Genomic DNA, 16,297 nt, shown 5'->3' with positions numbered 1-16,297 from the left:
AGCACCGAGACTTTGTACACGCGGCCTCTGGTCACTATGTAGGTGACTGTTGGTGGCAAGTCCACAGCCCGGCCTATGGGAAAGGATAGCGCAAATGTACCTGTTCTTGGCATTTTTGTTGGTGCCGATCGTCGAAATCGCCCTGTTCATCCAGGTTGGCGGGCTGATCGGCCTGTGGCCAACGCTAGCGATCGTGGTGCTGACGGCGGTTCTGGGCACCGTGATGGTGCGCAACCAGGGCCGGATGGCGCTGGAGAAACTGCAGCGCAGCTTTGCCGAACTGGACGACCCGACCGAGCCGCTGGCCAGCGGGGCGATGATCCTTGTCTCGGGTGTGCTGCTGCTGACGCCGGGGTTCTTCACCGATGCGGTGGGATTTGCGCTGCTGATCCCGGCGGTCAGGGCCGGCGTGTTCCGCTGGCTGAAATCGCGCGTCACAGTCACGCAGTTTCAGATGGGCGGCGCCACGCGGCACGAGGGCCCGTTCGCGCCGGGCGACATCATCGACGGCGAATTCACCGAGGTCCGCCCCCGTTCGAACCCGCCGCGTCCTTCGAAATGGGTAGAAGGCCCCCACCGGCATTGAGGTGCCGCGCCCAACTTGCTAAGCAGTGGCGAATTTCATTTTTGGAGCCGTTCCATGACCGAAGACACCGCCGCAGGCAACACCGAAGCCCCCGCCAACCCGCAAGTCAAGATGCGGGTCCTGGGCCAGTTCATCCGGGACATGTCGTTTGAAAACGTGATGGCGCAGAAAGGCGTTTCGGGCGACGTGCAGCCCGAAATCTCGGTTCAGGTGAACCTGGATGCGAAAAAACGCCCGGTCGAACATCAGTTCGAAGTGTCGATCAAGCTCAAGCTGACCTCGAAGGCCAAGGGCATGGAGGACGTCCTGTTCCTGTGCGAAATCGACTATTGCGGGTTGTTCCACGTGGAGGGCGTGCCGGAGGACCAACTGCACCCGTTCCTGCTGATCGAATGCCCGCGCATGCTGTTCCCGTTCCTGCGCCGGATCGTCAGCGACATCACCCGCGATGGCGGCTTCCCGCCGGTGAACCTGGACAATATCGATTTCGTCGCGCTGTATCGCAACGAGCTGATGCGCCGTCAGGCCGAGCAGGCCAACAAGACCGAAGCCTGATACGGACCCCGCGCCTGACCGGGTCAGGCGCGGGTCCACAGGGCGTTGTCGCCCAGTTTCTTCACGAAAGCTTCATGCGCGGTGCGCTCGTCCGCGGTGATCCGCGGGGGCAGGGGCGTCGGCCGCGGGCCCGGGCGCCAGGTCTCGCCGCCACCGCTGGTTTCCGAGCGGGCTGCGGACAGGCCGAAATCGGGCTGTCGTCCGCCGATCAGCTCAAGATAGACCTCGGCCAGGATTTCCGAGTCGAGCAACGCGCCGTGCAGAACGCGGTTCGAGTTGTCGATGTTGAACCGTCGGCACAGCGCATCCAGCGAGGCGGGCGAGCCGGGAAACCGCTTGCGCGCAATCGCCAGTGTATCCAGCGCCTGATCCATTGGGATCGGGGGCAGGCCTATCCATCCCAGCTCGGCATTGAGGAATTTCATGTCGAAGGCGGCGTTGTGGATCACCAGCCGCGCATCACCCACGAAATCGCGGAAGGCCTGCCCAATCTGGGCAAAAACGGGTTTGTCCTTCAGGGTGATCTGTCCCGGTTCAGGTTTTTGCGGCGGCTCCAGCAGGTCGGGGCCGATACCGTGCACACCGAAGGCCTCGGCCGGCATCGAACGTTCGGGGTTGATATAAACGTGATAGGTCTCGCCCGTGGCAACGTGGTTCCACAGCTCGATGGCGCCGATCTCGACGATCCGGTCGCCGCTTTCGGGATCGAATCCGGTGGTTTCCGTATCCAATACGATTTCACGCATCTGCCAATCCTGCCCTGATCTGCCTGACCACATCCTGCACCTGTGCGCGGGCATGGTCCAGAGTGTCGGTGACGATCACGAAATCCGACCGCGCGCATTTCTCGTCATTCGGCATCTGTTTGGCGCGGATTTGCTCGAACTGCGCCTCGGTCATCGTGCCACGCGCCATGACGCGGTGCTTCTGCTCATCTGGGGAGATTGAAACGCAGGCCACCGCATCCATCTGCGCGTCGCCGCCGGTTTCGAACAGCAGCGGGATGTCAAAGACAAGGATGTCTGACTTGGCCGCCTGGCGAAACATTTCCCGATCCCGGGCAACCAGTGGGTGGACGATGGATTCGATCCGTTTCAATGCGGTCGGATCGGCGCCGATGATCCGTTTCAGGGCGTCGCGGCTGACGGCTTCATCTTCGATCGCGTCGGGAAATGCCGCGCGGATCGGCGCGACCGCCGCGCCGCCTGCCGCATACAGCCGATGCACCGCGGCGTCGGCATCCCACACGGCGCAACCTTCCTGCGCGAACAGGTCGGCGGTGGTGCTTTTGCCCATGCCGATCGATCCGGTCAGACCCAACGCAAAGCTCATGCCAGAACCGCTGCGCGGGTTTCTTCCGTGACCTCGGGGCGGAGGCCGAACCATCGCTCGAACCCCGGCACCGCCTGATGCAGCAACATGCCCAGCCCATCGACGATGCTACAGCCCGCAGCCTCGGCCTGTTCCAGAAGGCGGGTCTTCAGCGGTGCATAGACCAGATCGGTCACCACCGTTCCCGGCTGCAACCCGTCCAGCGGGACGCGCAGTTCGGGTTGGCCCTGCATGCCCAGTGACGTGGTGTTCACCACCAGCTCGGCGTTTTCGATCACGTTTCCGGCCTTGACCCAATCAATCACGGTGATGCGCTGGCCGAATTCCTCTTTCAGGTGATCAGCGCGCGACCGCGTGCGGTTGGTCAGCAGGATCTCGGGCACGCCGGCCTCGGCCAGCGCCTGCAGCACCGCCCGAGCGGCTCCACCTGCGCCGAACACCACAGCCGGGCCATCCTGCGGCACCCAATCCGGCGCACCCGCGCGCAGGTTCTGCATGAACCCGTACCCGTCGGTATTGTCTGCGTGGATCGAGCCATCGGCCCGGAACACCAGCGTATTCGCCGCCCCGATCACCGAGGCACGGTCCGACACATGATCCGCCAAGCGCAACGCGGCCTCTTTGTGCGGAACGGTGACATTAGCCCCGACGAACCCGGCCTTGGGCAAGCTGCGCAGGACCGTTTCAAGATCGGCAGGCGCAACATCCATCGGCACATAATGGCCCGGCAAACCATAGGTCTTCAGCCAATAGCCATGCAGGGCGGGCGATCGGGAATGGGCAATCGGGTGTCCGATGACTCCGGCCAGTGGAATGCGGTTGTCGGTCATTGTTCGATCACCCCTCGGACCGCAAGAAAATTGAGCAGCTCCAGCAGGGGCATACCCAAGACGTTAAAATAGTCGCCGTCAATGCTGCTGAACAGGCGCACGCCTTCTTCTTCCAGCTTGTAGGCCCCGACTGCATGGCGAATGCTGTCCCAGTTGCGCGCGACATAGCCCTTCAGATAGGCATCCGAACTGGCGCGCATCCGCAACCGTACCCGTCCGACATGGCGCCAGACCGGTTCGCCGTCCTGATAGATCACCGCCGCCGACAGCAGCATGTGACGCTTGCCGCGCATCGCCTTTAACTGCGCCAGCGCGTCTTCGGGCGTTTCGGGCTTGGACAACAGACGTCCATCGAAATCCAGAACCTGGTCACAGCCCAGAACCATCGCGCCGGGCGTCTTGTCACTGATCTTGCGCGCCTTAAGCTCGGCCAGAGCATCGGCGATGTCGCGGGGTGGCGCGCCCTCGGCCAAAAGCGCGCGTTTCGCGGTATCTTCGTCCACTCGGGCGACTTGGACGGAAAACGGCACCCCGGCGTTCCGCAGCAGCTGCGCGCGGATCTCGGACCCCGAGGCAAGTACGATGGGGACAGTCATGTGGAAAACCCCGTGGGCAAGTGGATCATTGGTCTTGAACGGTTTGTATGGTTTTCCGGTTGACACGCAAGCCCGCGATTTCGGCCCGAAACTTCCCTGAGTCGCCCGAAGTCTGTCCGGTCGGGACAAGGATAACTCGGGACCTTGGGATTTCCTGTTTATCAAAAGATGTCCCTTTAGTTATCCCCAGAAAAGGTTAGGCGGATTCATTTCAAATCATTGAGTTTGCTTGTGAAAACTTTGTTTCAACAGAATCACGGATAATCGGGATACAGTCATCCACCTGGGGAAAACCGGCAGACAAAACAATAATCCACGGATTTTGCCCACCCTACAAAACCATCATCCTTTCTCTTTTCTATTTTTTTTATTAGGGAGGGCCCGACCAGTGCCGGGAAACCCAATGACCGATCTTCTCTTCACGTTGTACCCTTGGGTGAAATCGCTACACATTATGGCGGTGATTTCGTGGATGGCGGGTTTGTTCTATCTGCCGCGCCTGTTCGTCTATCACGTCGAAAAGGCGCAGGCCGTCGACGGCGCGCCCGAGATCTTCTTTGAAATGGAAGAAAAGCTGCTGCGTGTGATCATGCGGCCGGCGATGATCGTGGCCTGGGTCTGCGGCCTCATTATGGTGTTCACTCCCGGCATCGTCGGGTGGGACTGGTCCTGGCCCTGGGTCAAGGGCGCGGCGGTGATCGGTATGACCTGGTTCCATCACTGGCTGATGGCTCGGCGCAAGGATTTCGTCGAGGGCCGCAATACGCTCACAGGGCGCCAGTACCGCATGATGAACGAAGTTCCGACCGTTTTGATGGTCATCATCGTTCTGGCGGTCATTCTGAAGTTCTGAGGGCCATTCCCGCACGGGTTTGACTCGGGTGGCAGCTGGCCTTATGTAAGAGGTAACCCATCCGACCGGATGGCGCATCTTCCTGTTTGAAATTCAATGCTGTGCCGCACCCTTGCGGCCAAGGTCCGTATAATCATGACAACCGAATCCCTGAATCTGTCCGATCTGAAGGCGAAAAGCCCTAAAGACCTTCTGGCCATGGCCGAAGAGCTCGAGATCGAAAACGCCTCGACCATGCGCAAGGGCGAGATGATGTTCCAAATCCTGCGCGAACGCGCGGACGAGGGTTGGACCGTGGGCGGTGACGGCGTGCTTGAGGTGCTGCAGGACGGCTTCGGCTTTCTGCGCTCGCCCGAGGCGAACTATCTGCCCGGCCCGGACGACATCTATGTCTCACCTGACATGATCCGCCAGCATTCGCTGCGCACTGGTGACACGGTTGAGGGCGAGATAAAGGCTCCGGACGAGAATGAGCGCTATTTCGCGCTGACGAAGGTGACCAAGATCAACTTCGAAGACCCGGAAAAGGCCAAGCACAAGATCCTGTTCGACAACCTGACGCCGCTCTATCCGGACGAGCGGTTGAAGATGGAGATCGAAGATCCGACCATCAAGGACAAATCCGCCCGTGTGATCGACTTGGTCGCGCCGATCGGCAAGGGCCAGCGTTCGCTGATCGTGGCGCCACCGCGGACCGGTAAGACGGTGATCCTGCAGAACATCGCGCACTCGATCGAAAAGAACCACCCCGAATGCTACCTGATCGTCCTGCTGATCGACGAGCGCCCGGAAGAGGTGACCGACATGCAGCGCTCGGTGAAGGGCGAGGTGGTGTCGTCGACCTTTGACGAACCGGCATCGCGCCACGTCGCCGTGTCGGAAATGGTGATCGAAAAAGCCAAGCGTCTGGTCGAGCATAAACGAGATGTTGTTATTCTTCTCGACTCGATCACAAGACTTGGTAGGGCCTTCAACACCGTGGTGCCGTCCTCGGGCAAGGTTCTGACCGGCGGTGTGGACGCCAACGCGCTGCAGCGGCCCAAGCGGTTCTTCGGTGCGGCCCGGAACATCGAAGAGGGCGGTTCGCTGACCATCATCGCCACCGCGCTGATCGACACCGGCAGCCGCATGGACGAAGTGATCTTCGAAGAGTTCAAGGGCACCGGCAACTCGGAAATCGTTCTGGATCGCAAGATCGCCGACAAGCGCGTCTTCCCGGCCATCGACATTCTCAAGTCGGGCACCCGGAAAGAAGACCTGCTGGTCAACAAGACCGATCTGCAGAAGACCTTCGTTCTGCGTCGGATCCTCAACCCGATGGGCACCACCGACGCGATCGAGTTCCTGCTGTCCAAGCTGAAACAGACCAAGACCAATGCCGAGTTCTTCGACTCGATGAATACCTGATACGGTCTGTCACCGACGCGGGGCCTTTGAATGGATACGATATTCGCCTTGGCCAGCGCGCAGGGCAAAGCAGGTGTGGCGGTCATCCGTCTGTCCGGGCCATTGGCGCATCGGGCCGCGGCGGATCTGTCGGGCGGTGACTTGCCGGCGCGCGGAATGCGGGTGCGCGAGTTTCGCGCGCCTGACGGCTCGCGCCTGGACGATGGCCTTGTGCTGACCTTTCAAGAGCCGGCCAGTTTCACCGGCGAAGACGTGGCCGAACTTCAGATCCACGGCAGTACGGCCGCGGTCAACGCCGTGTTGCGCACACTGGCCGACATGGATGGGTTGCGGATGGCCGAGCCCGGAGAGTTCACCCGGCGTGCGCTCGAAAACGGCAAACTGGATCTGGCCCAGGTGGAGGGCCTGGCCGATCTGATCGATGCGGAAACCGAGGCGCAGCGCAAACAGGCCCAGACAATCCTGGCCGGAGAGTTGGGGAGCCTCGCTGAAAGGTGGCGGCGTGACCTGATCCGGGCGGCCTCGCTGCTTGAGGCGGTGATCGATTTTGCCGACGAGGAGGTTCCCACAGATGTGACGCCCGAAGTGCGGCAGTTGATTGCCGGGGTGATGGTGGATCTGGACCGCGAGTCGCGTGGGGTGAGAATTGCCGAGCGCATTCGGACCGGTTTCGAGGTGGCGATCGTGGGGCCGCCGAATGCCGGTAAATCAACGCTCTTGAATGCCTTGGCCGGACGCGATGCGGCGATCACCTCGGAATATGCCGGCACCACGCGCGACGTGATCGAGGTTCGGATGGATCTGGCCGGCTTGCCGGTGACTTTGCTGGACACGGCCGGCTTGCGAGAAACCCGGGATCATGTCGAAAGTCTGGGCATTGCTTTGGCGCGGGACAGGGCGGACAAGGCCGATCTGCGGGTTTTTCTGACCGAAGATCCCGATCAGCTGGGAATCGCTTTTCAGCCCGGAGATATCCATGTTCTGCCGAAATCCGATCTGCGCGGCGAATCCGAGTCCGGTGTTTCAGGCAAGACCGGGCAGGGCGTCGATCGGTTGATAGACCAGATATCGCGTGTTCTGCGCGAACGAACCGCAACATCTGGCATCGCGACAAGAGAACGCCATCGAAGCGCCATGCAGCGCGCTTCTGCGGCTTTGACCGAATCGTTGAAGGTTCTGGAATCGGGTCCCGACCTATATGATATTGCAGCGGAAGAATTGCGCACTGCCATCCGCGCGCTGGAGTCCCTTGTGGGCCGGGTCGATGTCGAAAACCTGCTGGACGAGATTTTCGCCAGCTTCTGTCTTGGGAAATAGGGAGTGTTTCACGTGAAACATTCACAGTTTGATGTCGTGGTAATCGGGGCCGGCCACGCCGGTGCCGAGGCCGCTCATGCCGCCGCGAGAATGGGCGCGAATACAGCGCTGGTCACGCTGTCCGAGACGGATATCGGTGTAATGTCGTGCAACCCGGCCATTGGAGGGTTGGGCAAGGGTCATCTGGTCCGCGAGATCGATGCCTTGGACGGAGTCATGGGCCGCGTCGCGGACCGGGCCGGCATCCAGTTTCGCCTGCTCAACCGCCGCAAGGGGCCTGCCGTTCAGGGGCCACGCGCTCAGGCAGACCGGGCATTGTATCGGGCGGCCATGCAGACGGAAACACGGAAGCGCCAAAACCTGATCGTCGTGACCGGCGAAGTCGTTGATTTCCGGATGGATGGACCGCGTGTAGCCGGGGTTGTTCTGGGCGATGGTTCGGAGATTCCGGCGAAAGCTGTGATTCTGACGTCTGGCACGTTCCTTCGGGGGGTGATTCATATCGGCGATGTCCAGCGCCCTGGCGGACGCATGGGCGACCGGCCCTCGGTCAGGTTGGCCGAACGTCTTGACAGCTATGACCTTCCGATGGGCCGTTTGAAGACCGGAACCCCGCCGCGCCTGGATGGGCGTACAATTGACTGGAGCGGGCTGGAGCGCCAGGAAGGGGATCCCGACCCAACCTTGTTTTCCTTCTTGTCGAAGGCGGTAGAAGCACCGCAGATCGCGTGCGGGATCACCCATACCAACAGCCGCACCCATGACATCATCGAGAAAAACCTGAAGCGCTCGGCCATGTATGGTGGTCATATCGAAGGCGTTGGCCCGCGCTACTGCCCGTCGATCGAGGACAAAATCGTGCGTTTTGCGGAAAAGGACTCGCATCAGATTTTTCTCGAGCCCGAAGGCGTCAACGACCACACGATCTACCCCAATGGGATTTCGACGTCGCTTCCTCAGGATGTACAGGTTGAATACGTCCGGACGATCAAAGGATTGGAAAGCGCCGAGATCCTTCAGCCCGGCTATGCGATCGAATATGACTATATCGACCCGCGCGTATTGACGGCATCTTTGTCGCTGCCGGATATCCCAGGCCTATATCTTGCGGGTCAGATCAATGGTACCACAGGATATGAGGAGGCGGCGGCGCAAGGACTGGTTGCCGGTCTGAACGCCGCGTTGGCCGTCAAAGGGCGAGAGCCGGTCCATTTCACCCGTTCCAACAGTTATATCGGCGTGATGATCGATGATTTGACCACCCGCGGTGTTGCAGAGCCCTATCGGATGTTCACGTCCCGGGCCGAGTTCCGCTTGTCGCTGCGCGCGGACAACGCCGATCAACGGTTAACACCTGTTGGTCTGGAGATCGGGTGCGTGAGCGAGACGCGCCGGGCGGCATTTGAAGATAAGATGGAAAAACTGGACACGGTAAAGCAGAAGCTTTCCGGCCAAACCTTCACACCAAAGCAAATTCAATCCGTGGGAATTGACGTCAACCAGGATGGAAATCGGCGTGACGGTATGGCGATCCTTGCTTTCCCATCGGTATGTTTCGAAGACCTGATGCCTTTGGTCGATGGGCTGGAGGATGTTGAACCTGATATCAGGCGGCAGATTGAGCGTGACGCGCTGTATGCGAACTACATCGCGCGTCAGCAGAAGGATGTTGAAGCATTGAAGCGGGATGAAGCCTATGAAATCCCAATGGATTTCGACTACTTCGCGCTAGACGGGCTATCTTCTGAGATGAAGCAGAAGTTGTCTCATGCGCGTCCAACCAACATTGCGCAGGCTAGTCGGATCGAAGGTATGACGCCCGCTGCTTTGACTTTGGTTCTCGCAAAGCTCCGCCGGGATCAAAAAGCGCGGCACGCATGACCTCCAGTTTCATACCGACGCCGGACAGCTTGAGTGTTTCACGTGAAACATTCGATCGGCTGCGCCTATATGTCGATCTGTTGAAAAAATGGAATCCCAGAATTAACTTGGTGTCGCGCAGCACACTGGCAGAGTCATGGTCGCGTCACATTCTGGATTCGGTTCAAGTCTTTCGTCAGGTGGACAAATTTGACCACTGGGTGGACCTTGGAAGCGGCGGGGGCTTTCCGGGCCTCGTCTGCGCGGTCATGGCCATTGAGACTCAGCCCCAGGCACGGTTTACCCTTGTCGAAAGCGATCAACGAAAATCGGCCTTTCTGCGCACGGTCATACGCGAGACGGGTGCAAACTGCTCGGTCATCTGCAAGCGAATCGAGTTGGTGGACCCGCTGAATGCCGATGTCCTCTCGGCCCGGGCCTTGGCTGATCTGACGACGCTTTTGTCTTTTTGTGACAGGCATTTGCAAAAAAACGGCGTTGCACTGTTCCCGAAAGGCGCCATCTGGAAAAAAGAGCTGGAGGATGCGCAGCGGGAATGGAAATTCGACGCCGAGCCGATTAAAAGTTTGACTGAAGCTCAGGCTGTCATCCTTAAGATCAAAGGAGTCTCTCGTGGTTGATCTGTCGCGCCCGGCCGGACCTCGGATTATCGCCGTGGCCAACCAAAAAGGCGGGGTGGGAAAGACGACGACGGCAATCAATCTCGCAGCCGGCTTGGCCGAAGCGGGTTGCAAGGTTCTTGTGGTCGATCTGGACCCCCAAGGCAACGCTTCCACGGGGCTGGGTGTGGAGGATCGGGATTGGACGACCTATGACCTGATTCTCGATGAGGCGCCGCTGGAAGCGGTTGTGCAGGAAACCGAGCTGGAAAACCTGTACATCATTCCGGCGACCGTCGATCTGAGCTCGGCTGATATCGAACTGATTTCGAATGAAAAACGCAGCTATCTTCTGCACGATGCTCTGCGCCAGCCAGCAATTGATGCTTTTGGGCTGGATTTCATCCTGATCGACTGCCCGCCGTCGCTGAACCTTCTGACGGTTAACGCGATGGTCGCGGCGCATTCTGTTCTGGTCCCATTGCAGAGCGAGTTCTTTGCGTTGGAAGGTCTGTCGCAACTTATGCTGACGATCCGCGAGGTTCGTCAGACCGCGAATCCCGATCTCAGAATCGAAGGTGTTGTGTTGACCATGTATGACAACCGCAACAACTTGTCCCGGCAAGTCGAAAAGGACGCGCGTGACAACTTGGGCGAGATGGTATTTAAAACCAAGATACCCAGAAACGTCCGGGTCAGCGAGGCACCGTCTTTTGCGATGCCGGTGTTGCAGTATGACTCGGGGTCTTTGGGCGCCATGGCCTATCGACACCTGGCGCGCGAGATCATGCAGAAGAACAAGAAAATGGCTGTCTGAACGGCTGTCAGGAGGGCGAAGTGAGCGCCAAAAAGGCAAAACCCAGGGGGCTGGGGCGCGGGTTGTCCGCTTTGATGGCGGATGTCACGCAGGATCCGCAGGGGCAGGTATCTGCCGCGCCGCGTCGACCGGACATGAAAGTTCCGATCGAAAAGCTGCGGGCCAACCCCAACCAGCCGCGCCGCACCTTTTCGCAAGAGCAGTTGGACGAGCTGGCCGCCTCGGTCAAGGAAAAGGGCATCATCCAGCCCCTGATCGTGCGTCCCGTCGAGGGCGGCCAATACGAGATCGTCGCCGGTGAACGCCGGTGGCGCGCCGCGCAGATGGCGCAACTGCATGACATTCCGGTCATCGTGCGCGAGTTCGACGACACCGAGGTGCTGGAAGTCGCCATCATTGAAAACATCCAGCGCGCCGATCTGAATGCCGTGGAAGAGGCCGCAGGCTACAAACAGTTGATGGATCGGTTTGGACACACGCAAGAGAAACTGGCCGAAGCCCTGGGAAAGAGCCGTAGCCACATTGCCAACCTGTTGCGACTGCTGTCACTGCCCGGAGACGTTCAAGCCCTTGTCGTTGAAGGAAAATTGTCGGCCGGACATGCCCGCGCGCTGATTACGTCGGAAAACCCGTCCGAGTTGGCGAAGACCGTGGTCAAAGAGGGGTTGTCGGTTCGGGCGACCGAAGCCCTAGTCAAAAAGCAACAGCAGAGCAACACGGACAAGCCCGCGCCGCGCTCCCGCAACCTGTACGCGGGCAAGGATGCCGACACGCGGGCGCTGGAAAAGGACCTGTCCGCGATCCTGGCGATGAAGGTGGTCATCAACCACAAGCCGGGAACCGAGACGGGGCAGGTCGTGCTGACCTATGAAAACCTGGACCAGCTGGATGATCTCTGTGCCAAGCTCAGCCGCTAGGGCGTGACCAGATAAAGATCATGACCGCGCCCAGGGTCACGGCCTGAATGATCAGGACATGGACCGGAACCGAAACCAGAACGGACAGGCCAAAGACGGCGGCGACCGACAGGGTTGCCGCCTTTTTTGCCGCCGGCCGGATCGCACCCGAGCTCTGCCAGTCGACGATCAGCGGGCCGAAGGTGCGATGCGTCAGCAGCCAAGTGTGCAACCGGCTTGAGGACCGCGCGAAGAAAAACGCCGCCAGCAGCAGGAACGGAACCGTGGGCACCAAGGGAAGGACGACCCCGACCATCGCAAGCGCGACGCAGAGCAATCCCAATGTGGCCCACAGATAGTGCATCTCTACTCCAGCAATTCTCGGATCACCGCATTCAGAACGGCGCGGCCGTCCGCGGTGGCAGCCAGACGGTTTTCCTGTTGGGTGATCATTCCGATCTCCTGCAGATAGTCCAGTTTGGTCTGCGGCAAAGAGCGCCCGGCTAAACGGCTAAAACGGTCCATATCTAGACCTTCCGTCAATCGAAGAAACATCATGAGGTATTCGTTCGCTTGTTCTTCAGCGGTCAGTGGGGTCCGCAGCTTCTCGCCATTTCCCTGCTCGGCGGCATTCAGCCACGCGGTCGGTGCCAGATGCGTTTCGGTTGCGATCCGTTGGCCGTTCACCGTGATCCGCCCATGGGCGCCCGGTCCGATGCCGACATAATCGCCATAGCGCCAATAGATCAGGTTGTGCCGCGACTCGGCCCCGGGGGCGGCGTGGTTCGACACCTCGTAGGCGGGCATGCCGTGGGCCTCGCAGATCTCTTGCGTGGCCAGATACATGTCGGCGGCGTTATCGTCCTCGGGCAGGCCACGCAGCTTGCCGACCGAATAGCGGTCGCCGAATGCGGTGCCTGCCTCGATGGTCAGTTGGTACAGCGACAGATGGTCGATCGCCATCGACAGTGCCTCGGTCAGCTCGGCGCGCCAGGCTTCAAGCGTCTGGTACTGGCGGGCATAGATCAGGTCAAAGCTGACCCGGTCGAAACAGGTGCGGGCGATGTCGAAGGCGGCACGTGCCTCGGCCACGCTGTGGATGCGGCCCAGCCGCCTCAGATCTTCGTCATTCATCGCCTGAATGCCCATCGAGATCCGGTTCACACCGGCATCGCGATAGGCGGCGAACCGTCCGGCCTCGACCGAGCCGGGATTGGCCTCGAGCGTGATTTCCATGTCATTGGCGGGCCGCCAAAGGCTGCGGGCGGTGTCGATCACGGCGGCGACGGTTTCGGGCGCCATCAGCGACGGGGTGCCACCGCCAAAGAAGATCGTATTCAGAACCCGGTCGGGGGTTTCGGCCGCAGATCGCTTCAGTTCGGACAGGTATGCGTCAAGCCATTGTTTTTGATCGATATTTCTGGAAACATGGCTGTTGAAATCGCAATAGGGGCACTTGGCCTCGCAAAAGGGCCAGTGCACGTACAGGCCAAAGCCCCCGTTGCGCCAATCATCCGCCAAAGCAGCCTTTCACGAACAGCTCGACCGCGCGGGCGCGGTGGCTGATCTTGTTCTTTTCCCACCGATCCATCTCGGCAAAGGTCTGGTCATATCCTTCAGGAACGAACATCGGGTCATAGCCGAACCCGTCCTTGCCGCGGATCGGCCAGACCAGATGACCGGGTGCTACGCCCTCGAACACCTCGTCATGGCCGTCGGGCCAGGCCAGAACCAGCGTACAGCGGAATTGGGCGGTGCGTGGATGCGGTGCGTTTCGCGCCTCAAGCTCGTTATGGGCGCGGGTCATGGCTATCAGGAAATCGCGGCCATTTCCGGTTTCGGCCCAGTCGGCCGTGTACACGCCCGGCGCGCCGTCCAGCGCATCGATGGTGATACCGGAATCGTCGGACAGGGCGGGCAAGCCGGTGGCCCGGGCGGCGGCGTGGGCCTTGATGCGCGCGTTGCCGACGAACGTGTCCTCGGTTTCTTCGGGTTCGGGCAGGTTCATCTCAGCCGCGCCCACGACCGCCACGCCAAAGGGCTCGAGCAGATGGGCCATCTCCTCGAGCTTGCCTTTGTTGTGCGTGGCCACCAGCAGCCGATCGCCTTCAAACCGGCGGGTCATGCGGTGGCAGCCCGTTGCGCGGCCACCAGCTCGGACACGCCTTTTTCGGCCAATTCCATCAGATGGTCCATCTGCGTGCGGCTGAAGACGGAACCTTCGGCGCTCATCTGCACCTCGATCAGCTTGCCGGAGCCGGTCATGATGAAGTTGCCGTCGACGCCAGCCTCGCTGTCCTCTGGATAATCCAGATCCAGAACCGGCTGGCCGGCATAGATTCCGCAGGATACGGCCGCCACCGGATCGACCAGCGGGTCCGTGATCACGTCGCCGGCCTTCATCAGCTTGTTGACCGCCAGCCGCAGCGCGACCCAACCGCCGGTGATCGAGGCGCAGCGGGTCCCGCCATCGGCCTGCAGCACGTCACAGTCAACGGTGATCTGGCGTTCGCCAAGGGCGACGCGATCCACCCCGGCGCGCAGGGCACGGCCGATCAGGCGCTGGATCTCGACGGTCCGGCCACCCTGTTTGCCGCTGGCGGCCTCGCGCCGCATCCGGGTGTTGGTCGCGCGGGGCAGCATACCGTATTCGGCGGTGACCCAGCCCAGGCCTGACCCCTTGATAAAGGGTGGCACGCGATCTTCGATCGTGGCGGTGCACAAAACATGGGTGTCGCCGATCTTGATCAAGCAGGAACCTTCGGCATGTTTGGTAAACCCGGTCTCGATTGAAACCGGGCGCATTTCGCTTAAATCTCGTCCAGAGGGTCGCATGAGATATCCTTTGTCTGCTGGCTTGGGGATACCGCCCGGCGCGGCAGCGATGCAACCCCGATTGACCTTTCTGTTGGCAGCTATTTAATGACCATCCAGCAAAAGGATCGCCGATGAGTGAAGCGAGTAAAATTCTGGACGAGATGAATGACCGGTCGCGCGAGGTGTTCCGGCTGATCGTCGAGAACTATCTCGAAAGCGGCGAGCCGGTCGGAAGCCGGACGTTGACCCGGTCGCTGAGCGAGAAGGTCAGCGCAGCAACCGTACGCAACGTTATGCAGGATCTGGAATTTCTGGGCCTGTTGGACAGCCCCCATGTCAGCGCCGGACGGGTGCCGACCCAGATGGGGCTGCGCATGTTCGTGGACGGGCTGCTGGAAGTCAGCGACCTGGGCGAGGAAGACCGGCAGAAGCTGGACGAAACCCTGGGCAGCAACGCCGGCGACGTCAGCGGCATGCTCGACCGGGTCGGCGCGGCGCTGTCGAACGTGACGCGCGGGGCGTCTTTGGTTCTGACGCCCAAGCACGAGGCCGAGATCAAGCATATCGAATTCGTGTCCTTGGGCCATGACCGGGCGCTTGTGGTTCTGGTGTTCTCGGACGGGCACGTGGAAAACCGTCTGTTCACGCCGCCACCTGGGCAGACGCCCAGCTCGATGCGCGAGGCGGCCAATTTCCTCAACGCCCTGATCGAGGGCCGCACGCTGTCCGATGTGCGCCGCATGATCCAGACCGAGATTGCCGCGCGCCGCCAGGAGATCGACGTGCTGGCGCGTGAGTTGGTCGAAAGCGGCCTTGCGGCCTGGGAGGGCGACGAGACGGACTCGGCGCGGCTGATCGTGCGCGGGCGGGCGAATCTGCTGGGCGATACCGGTCAGGAGGAAGAGCTGGAGCGGATTCGGGTCCTATTCGACGATCTTGAGCGCAAGCGCGATATCGCCGAATTCCTGGAATTGACCGAAGAAGGTGAAGGCGTGCGCATTTTTATAGGTTCCGAGAACAAACTTTTCTCACTTTCGGGTTCCTCTTTGGTGGTGTCTCCTTATATGAACGCTGATCGAAAGATAATCGGCGCCGTTGGCGTGATCGGGCCGACCCGTCTGAACTATGGGCGGATCGTGCCGATCGTGGACTATACGGCGCAGCTGGTCGGCAAGCTGATTTCCGACCGGAGCTAGAGGATAAAAGATGGCAGAGCCGAAGAACGAAGAATTTCTGGACGACATTGCAACTGCCGAGGCGGAAGAACTGGCCGAGGAATTGGCCGAGATCAGCGAGGAAGCGCTGGAACTGGATGCCCTGAAGGCCGAGCGCGACGAGCTGCGCGACAAGTTCATGCGCGCCTTGGCGGATGCGGAAAACGCACGCAAGCGCGGCGACAAGGCCCGCCGCGAGGCGGAACAGTATGGCGGGTCCAAGCTGGCGCGTGACATGCTGCCGGTCTATGACAGCATGAAGCGCGCGCTCGAGGCCGCGAGCGACGAGCAGCGCGAAGTTGCCGCCGGTCTGATCGAAGGCGTCGAGCTGACGATGCGCATGCTCAAGGACGTGTTCAAGAAACACGGGATCGAGGTGATCGCGCCCGAGGTTGGCGACAAGTTCGATCCGAACGTGCACGAAGCCATGTTCGAGGCCCCGGTGCCGGGCACCAAGGCGGGCGAGATCATCCAGGTTTCAGCCGAAGGATTCATGTTGCATGACCGCCTGCTGCGTCCGGCGCAGGTTGGCGTGTCTTCCACGCCGGCGAGCTGAAACGAGCCCTAGGGCGCATGCCTTCGGCGAGAGTATTTGGG

At 60.6% G+C, this 16,297-nt stretch carries 19 protein-coding genes; 11 read left to right on the top strand and 8 right to left on the bottom strand.

Translation table 11 applies throughout. The features are described from left to right. Positions 1-94: 94 nt before the first annotated feature. Positions 95-586 (top strand): FxsA family protein, encoded by a 492-nt coding sequence (locus tag AC2FMD_RS14705; RefSeq protein WP_496681654.1) that lies wholly within the window; start codon positions 95-97, stop codon positions 584-586. A 54-nt stretch (positions 587-640) separates the two neighbouring features. Then, positions 641-1,141, top strand: coding sequence for a protein-export chaperone SecB (gene secB, locus AC2FMD_RS14700; RefSeq protein ID WP_496742738.1), 501 nt, complete (start codon positions 641-643; stop codon positions 1,139-1,141). A gap of 23 nt (positions 1,142-1,164) precedes the next feature. On the opposite strand, the gene dnaQ is transcribed toward secB, so the two are convergent. Genes dnaQ through AC2FMD_RS14680 form a run of 4 tightly spaced genes read right to left on the bottom strand, consistent with a single transcriptional unit; the run spans position 1,165 to position 3,899 of the window. Beyond that, on the bottom strand, positions 1,165-1,887 hold the full coding sequence (dnaQ, locus tag AC2FMD_RS14695; RefSeq protein ID WP_496687869.1) for a DNA polymerase III subunit epsilon: 723 nt from the start codon (positions 1,885-1,887) through the stop codon (positions 1,165-1,167). Beyond that, on the bottom strand, positions 1,880-2,473 hold the full coding sequence (gene coaE / locus AC2FMD_RS14690; RefSeq protein WP_496681641.1) for a dephospho-CoA kinase: 594 nt from the start codon (positions 2,471-2,473) through the stop codon (positions 1,880-1,882). The genes dnaQ and coaE overlap by 8 nt, the downstream gene beginning before the upstream one ends. Continuing rightward, positions 2,470-3,303: a shikimate dehydrogenase gene (locus AC2FMD_RS14685; RefSeq protein ID WP_496681639.1), complete on the bottom strand. Its 834-nt coding sequence runs from the start codon at positions 3,301-3,303 to the stop codon at positions 2,470-2,472. Before AC2FMD_RS14685 ends, coaE begins: the two co-directional genes overlap by 4 nt. Then, positions 3,300-3,899, bottom strand: a complete 600-nt coding sequence (locus AC2FMD_RS14680) for a Maf family protein (RefSeq protein ID WP_496711025.1) — start codon at positions 3,897-3,899, stop codon at positions 3,300-3,302. The genes AC2FMD_RS14685 and AC2FMD_RS14680 overlap by 4 nt, the downstream gene beginning before the upstream one ends. A 403-nt stretch (positions 3,900-4,302) precedes the next feature. Between AC2FMD_RS14680 and AC2FMD_RS14675 the strand changes: the two genes are divergently transcribed. From AC2FMD_RS14675 to AC2FMD_RS14645, 7 genes are all read left to right on the top strand, one after another. Further along, a complete protein-coding gene (locus AC2FMD_RS14675; RefSeq protein ID WP_170342619.1) occupies positions 4,303-4,752 on the top strand; it encodes a CopD family protein in 450 nt (149 codons plus the stop codon). A gap of 135 nt (positions 4,753-4,887) precedes the next feature. After that, on the top strand, positions 4,888-6,159 hold the full coding sequence (gene rho / locus AC2FMD_RS14670) for a transcription termination factor Rho (RefSeq protein ID WP_496711024.1): 1,272 nt from the start codon (positions 4,888-4,890) through the stop codon (positions 6,157-6,159). Between the two features lie 30 nt (positions 6,160-6,189). Next, positions 6,190-7,476: a tRNA uridine-5-carboxymethylaminomethyl(34) synthesis GTPase MnmE gene (gene mnmE / locus AC2FMD_RS14665; RefSeq protein ID WP_496742739.1), complete on the top strand. Its 1,287-nt coding sequence runs from the start codon at positions 6,190-6,192 to the stop codon at positions 7,474-7,476. A gap of 12 nt (positions 7,477-7,488) precedes the next feature. Further along, positions 7,489-9,357 (top strand): tRNA uridine-5-carboxymethylaminomethyl(34) synthesis enzyme MnmG, encoded by a 1,869-nt coding sequence (gene mnmG / locus AC2FMD_RS14660; RefSeq protein ID WP_496742740.1) that lies wholly within the window; start codon positions 7,489-7,491, stop codon positions 9,355-9,357. Next, the gene (gene rsmG, locus AC2FMD_RS14655) at positions 9,354-9,977 is read left to right on the top strand and encodes a 16S rRNA (guanine(527)-N(7))-methyltransferase RsmG (protein WP_496742741.1); all 624 of its coding nucleotides are present in this window, start codon (positions 9,354-9,356) and stop codon (positions 9,975-9,977) included. The genes mnmG and rsmG overlap by 4 nt, the downstream gene beginning before the upstream one ends. Then, on the top strand, positions 9,970-10,773 hold the full coding sequence (locus tag AC2FMD_RS14650) for a ParA family protein (protein ID WP_490360036.1): 804 nt from the start codon (positions 9,970-9,972) through the stop codon (positions 10,771-10,773). The genes rsmG and AC2FMD_RS14650 overlap by 8 nt, the downstream gene beginning before the upstream one ends. A gap of 20 nt (positions 10,774-10,793) precedes the next feature. Next, positions 10,794-11,690, top strand: coding sequence for a ParB/RepB/Spo0J family partition protein (locus AC2FMD_RS14645; RefSeq protein ID WP_496681624.1), 897 nt, complete (start codon positions 10,794-10,796; stop codon positions 11,688-11,690). On the opposite strand, the gene AC2FMD_RS14640 is transcribed toward AC2FMD_RS14645, so the two are convergent. From AC2FMD_RS14640 to rph, 4 genes are read right to left on the bottom strand one after another with little or no spacing between them, the layout of a single operon-like run. After that, on the bottom strand, positions 11,680-12,033 hold the full coding sequence (locus tag AC2FMD_RS14640; protein WP_496681622.1) for a YbaN family protein: 354 nt from the start codon (positions 12,031-12,033) through the stop codon (positions 11,680-11,682). The two genes, AC2FMD_RS14645 and AC2FMD_RS14640, sit on opposite strands and share 11 nt — an antisense overlap. Before the next feature lie 2 nt (positions 12,034-12,035). Then, positions 12,036-13,190, bottom strand: coding sequence for a radical SAM family heme chaperone HemW (gene hemW, locus AC2FMD_RS14635; protein ID WP_496795155.1), 1,155 nt, complete (start codon positions 13,188-13,190; stop codon positions 12,036-12,038). Continuing rightward, complete coding sequence (gene rdgB, locus AC2FMD_RS14630; protein ID WP_496742743.1) at positions 13,180-13,794, bottom strand: RdgB/HAM1 family non-canonical purine NTP pyrophosphatase; 615 nt, start codon at positions 13,792-13,794, stop codon at positions 13,180-13,182. The genes hemW and rdgB overlap by 11 nt, the downstream gene beginning before the upstream one ends. Further along, positions 13,791-14,504 carry a ribonuclease PH gene (gene rph, locus AC2FMD_RS14625; protein WP_496681615.1) on the bottom strand — a complete coding sequence of 238 codons (714 nt, stop codon included), beginning with the start codon at positions 14,502-14,504 and terminating at the stop codon, positions 13,791-13,793. Before rph ends, rdgB begins: the two co-directional genes overlap by 4 nt. A 113-nt stretch (positions 14,505-14,617) precedes the next feature. Here rph and hrcA point away from each other — a divergent pair, with 113 nt between their 5' ends. After that, positions 14,618-15,682 carry a heat-inducible transcriptional repressor HrcA gene (gene hrcA, locus AC2FMD_RS14620; protein WP_496681612.1) on the top strand — a complete coding sequence of 355 codons (1,065 nt, stop codon included), beginning with the start codon at positions 14,618-14,620 and terminating at the stop codon, positions 15,680-15,682. A 10-nt stretch (positions 15,683-15,692) separates the two neighbouring features. Further along, positions 15,693-16,256 carry a nucleotide exchange factor GrpE gene (locus AC2FMD_RS14615; protein WP_496681609.1) on the top strand — a complete coding sequence of 188 codons (564 nt, stop codon included), beginning with the start codon at positions 15,693-15,695 and terminating at the stop codon, positions 16,254-16,256. Positions 16,257-16,297 lie beyond the last annotated feature (41 nt).

It is taken from the genome of Ruegeria sp. BHSC276 (assembly GCF_059612945.1).
The sequence above is the reverse complement of the archived record's forward strand: the minus strand, read 5'-3'. Positions and strand labels throughout refer to the sequence as shown.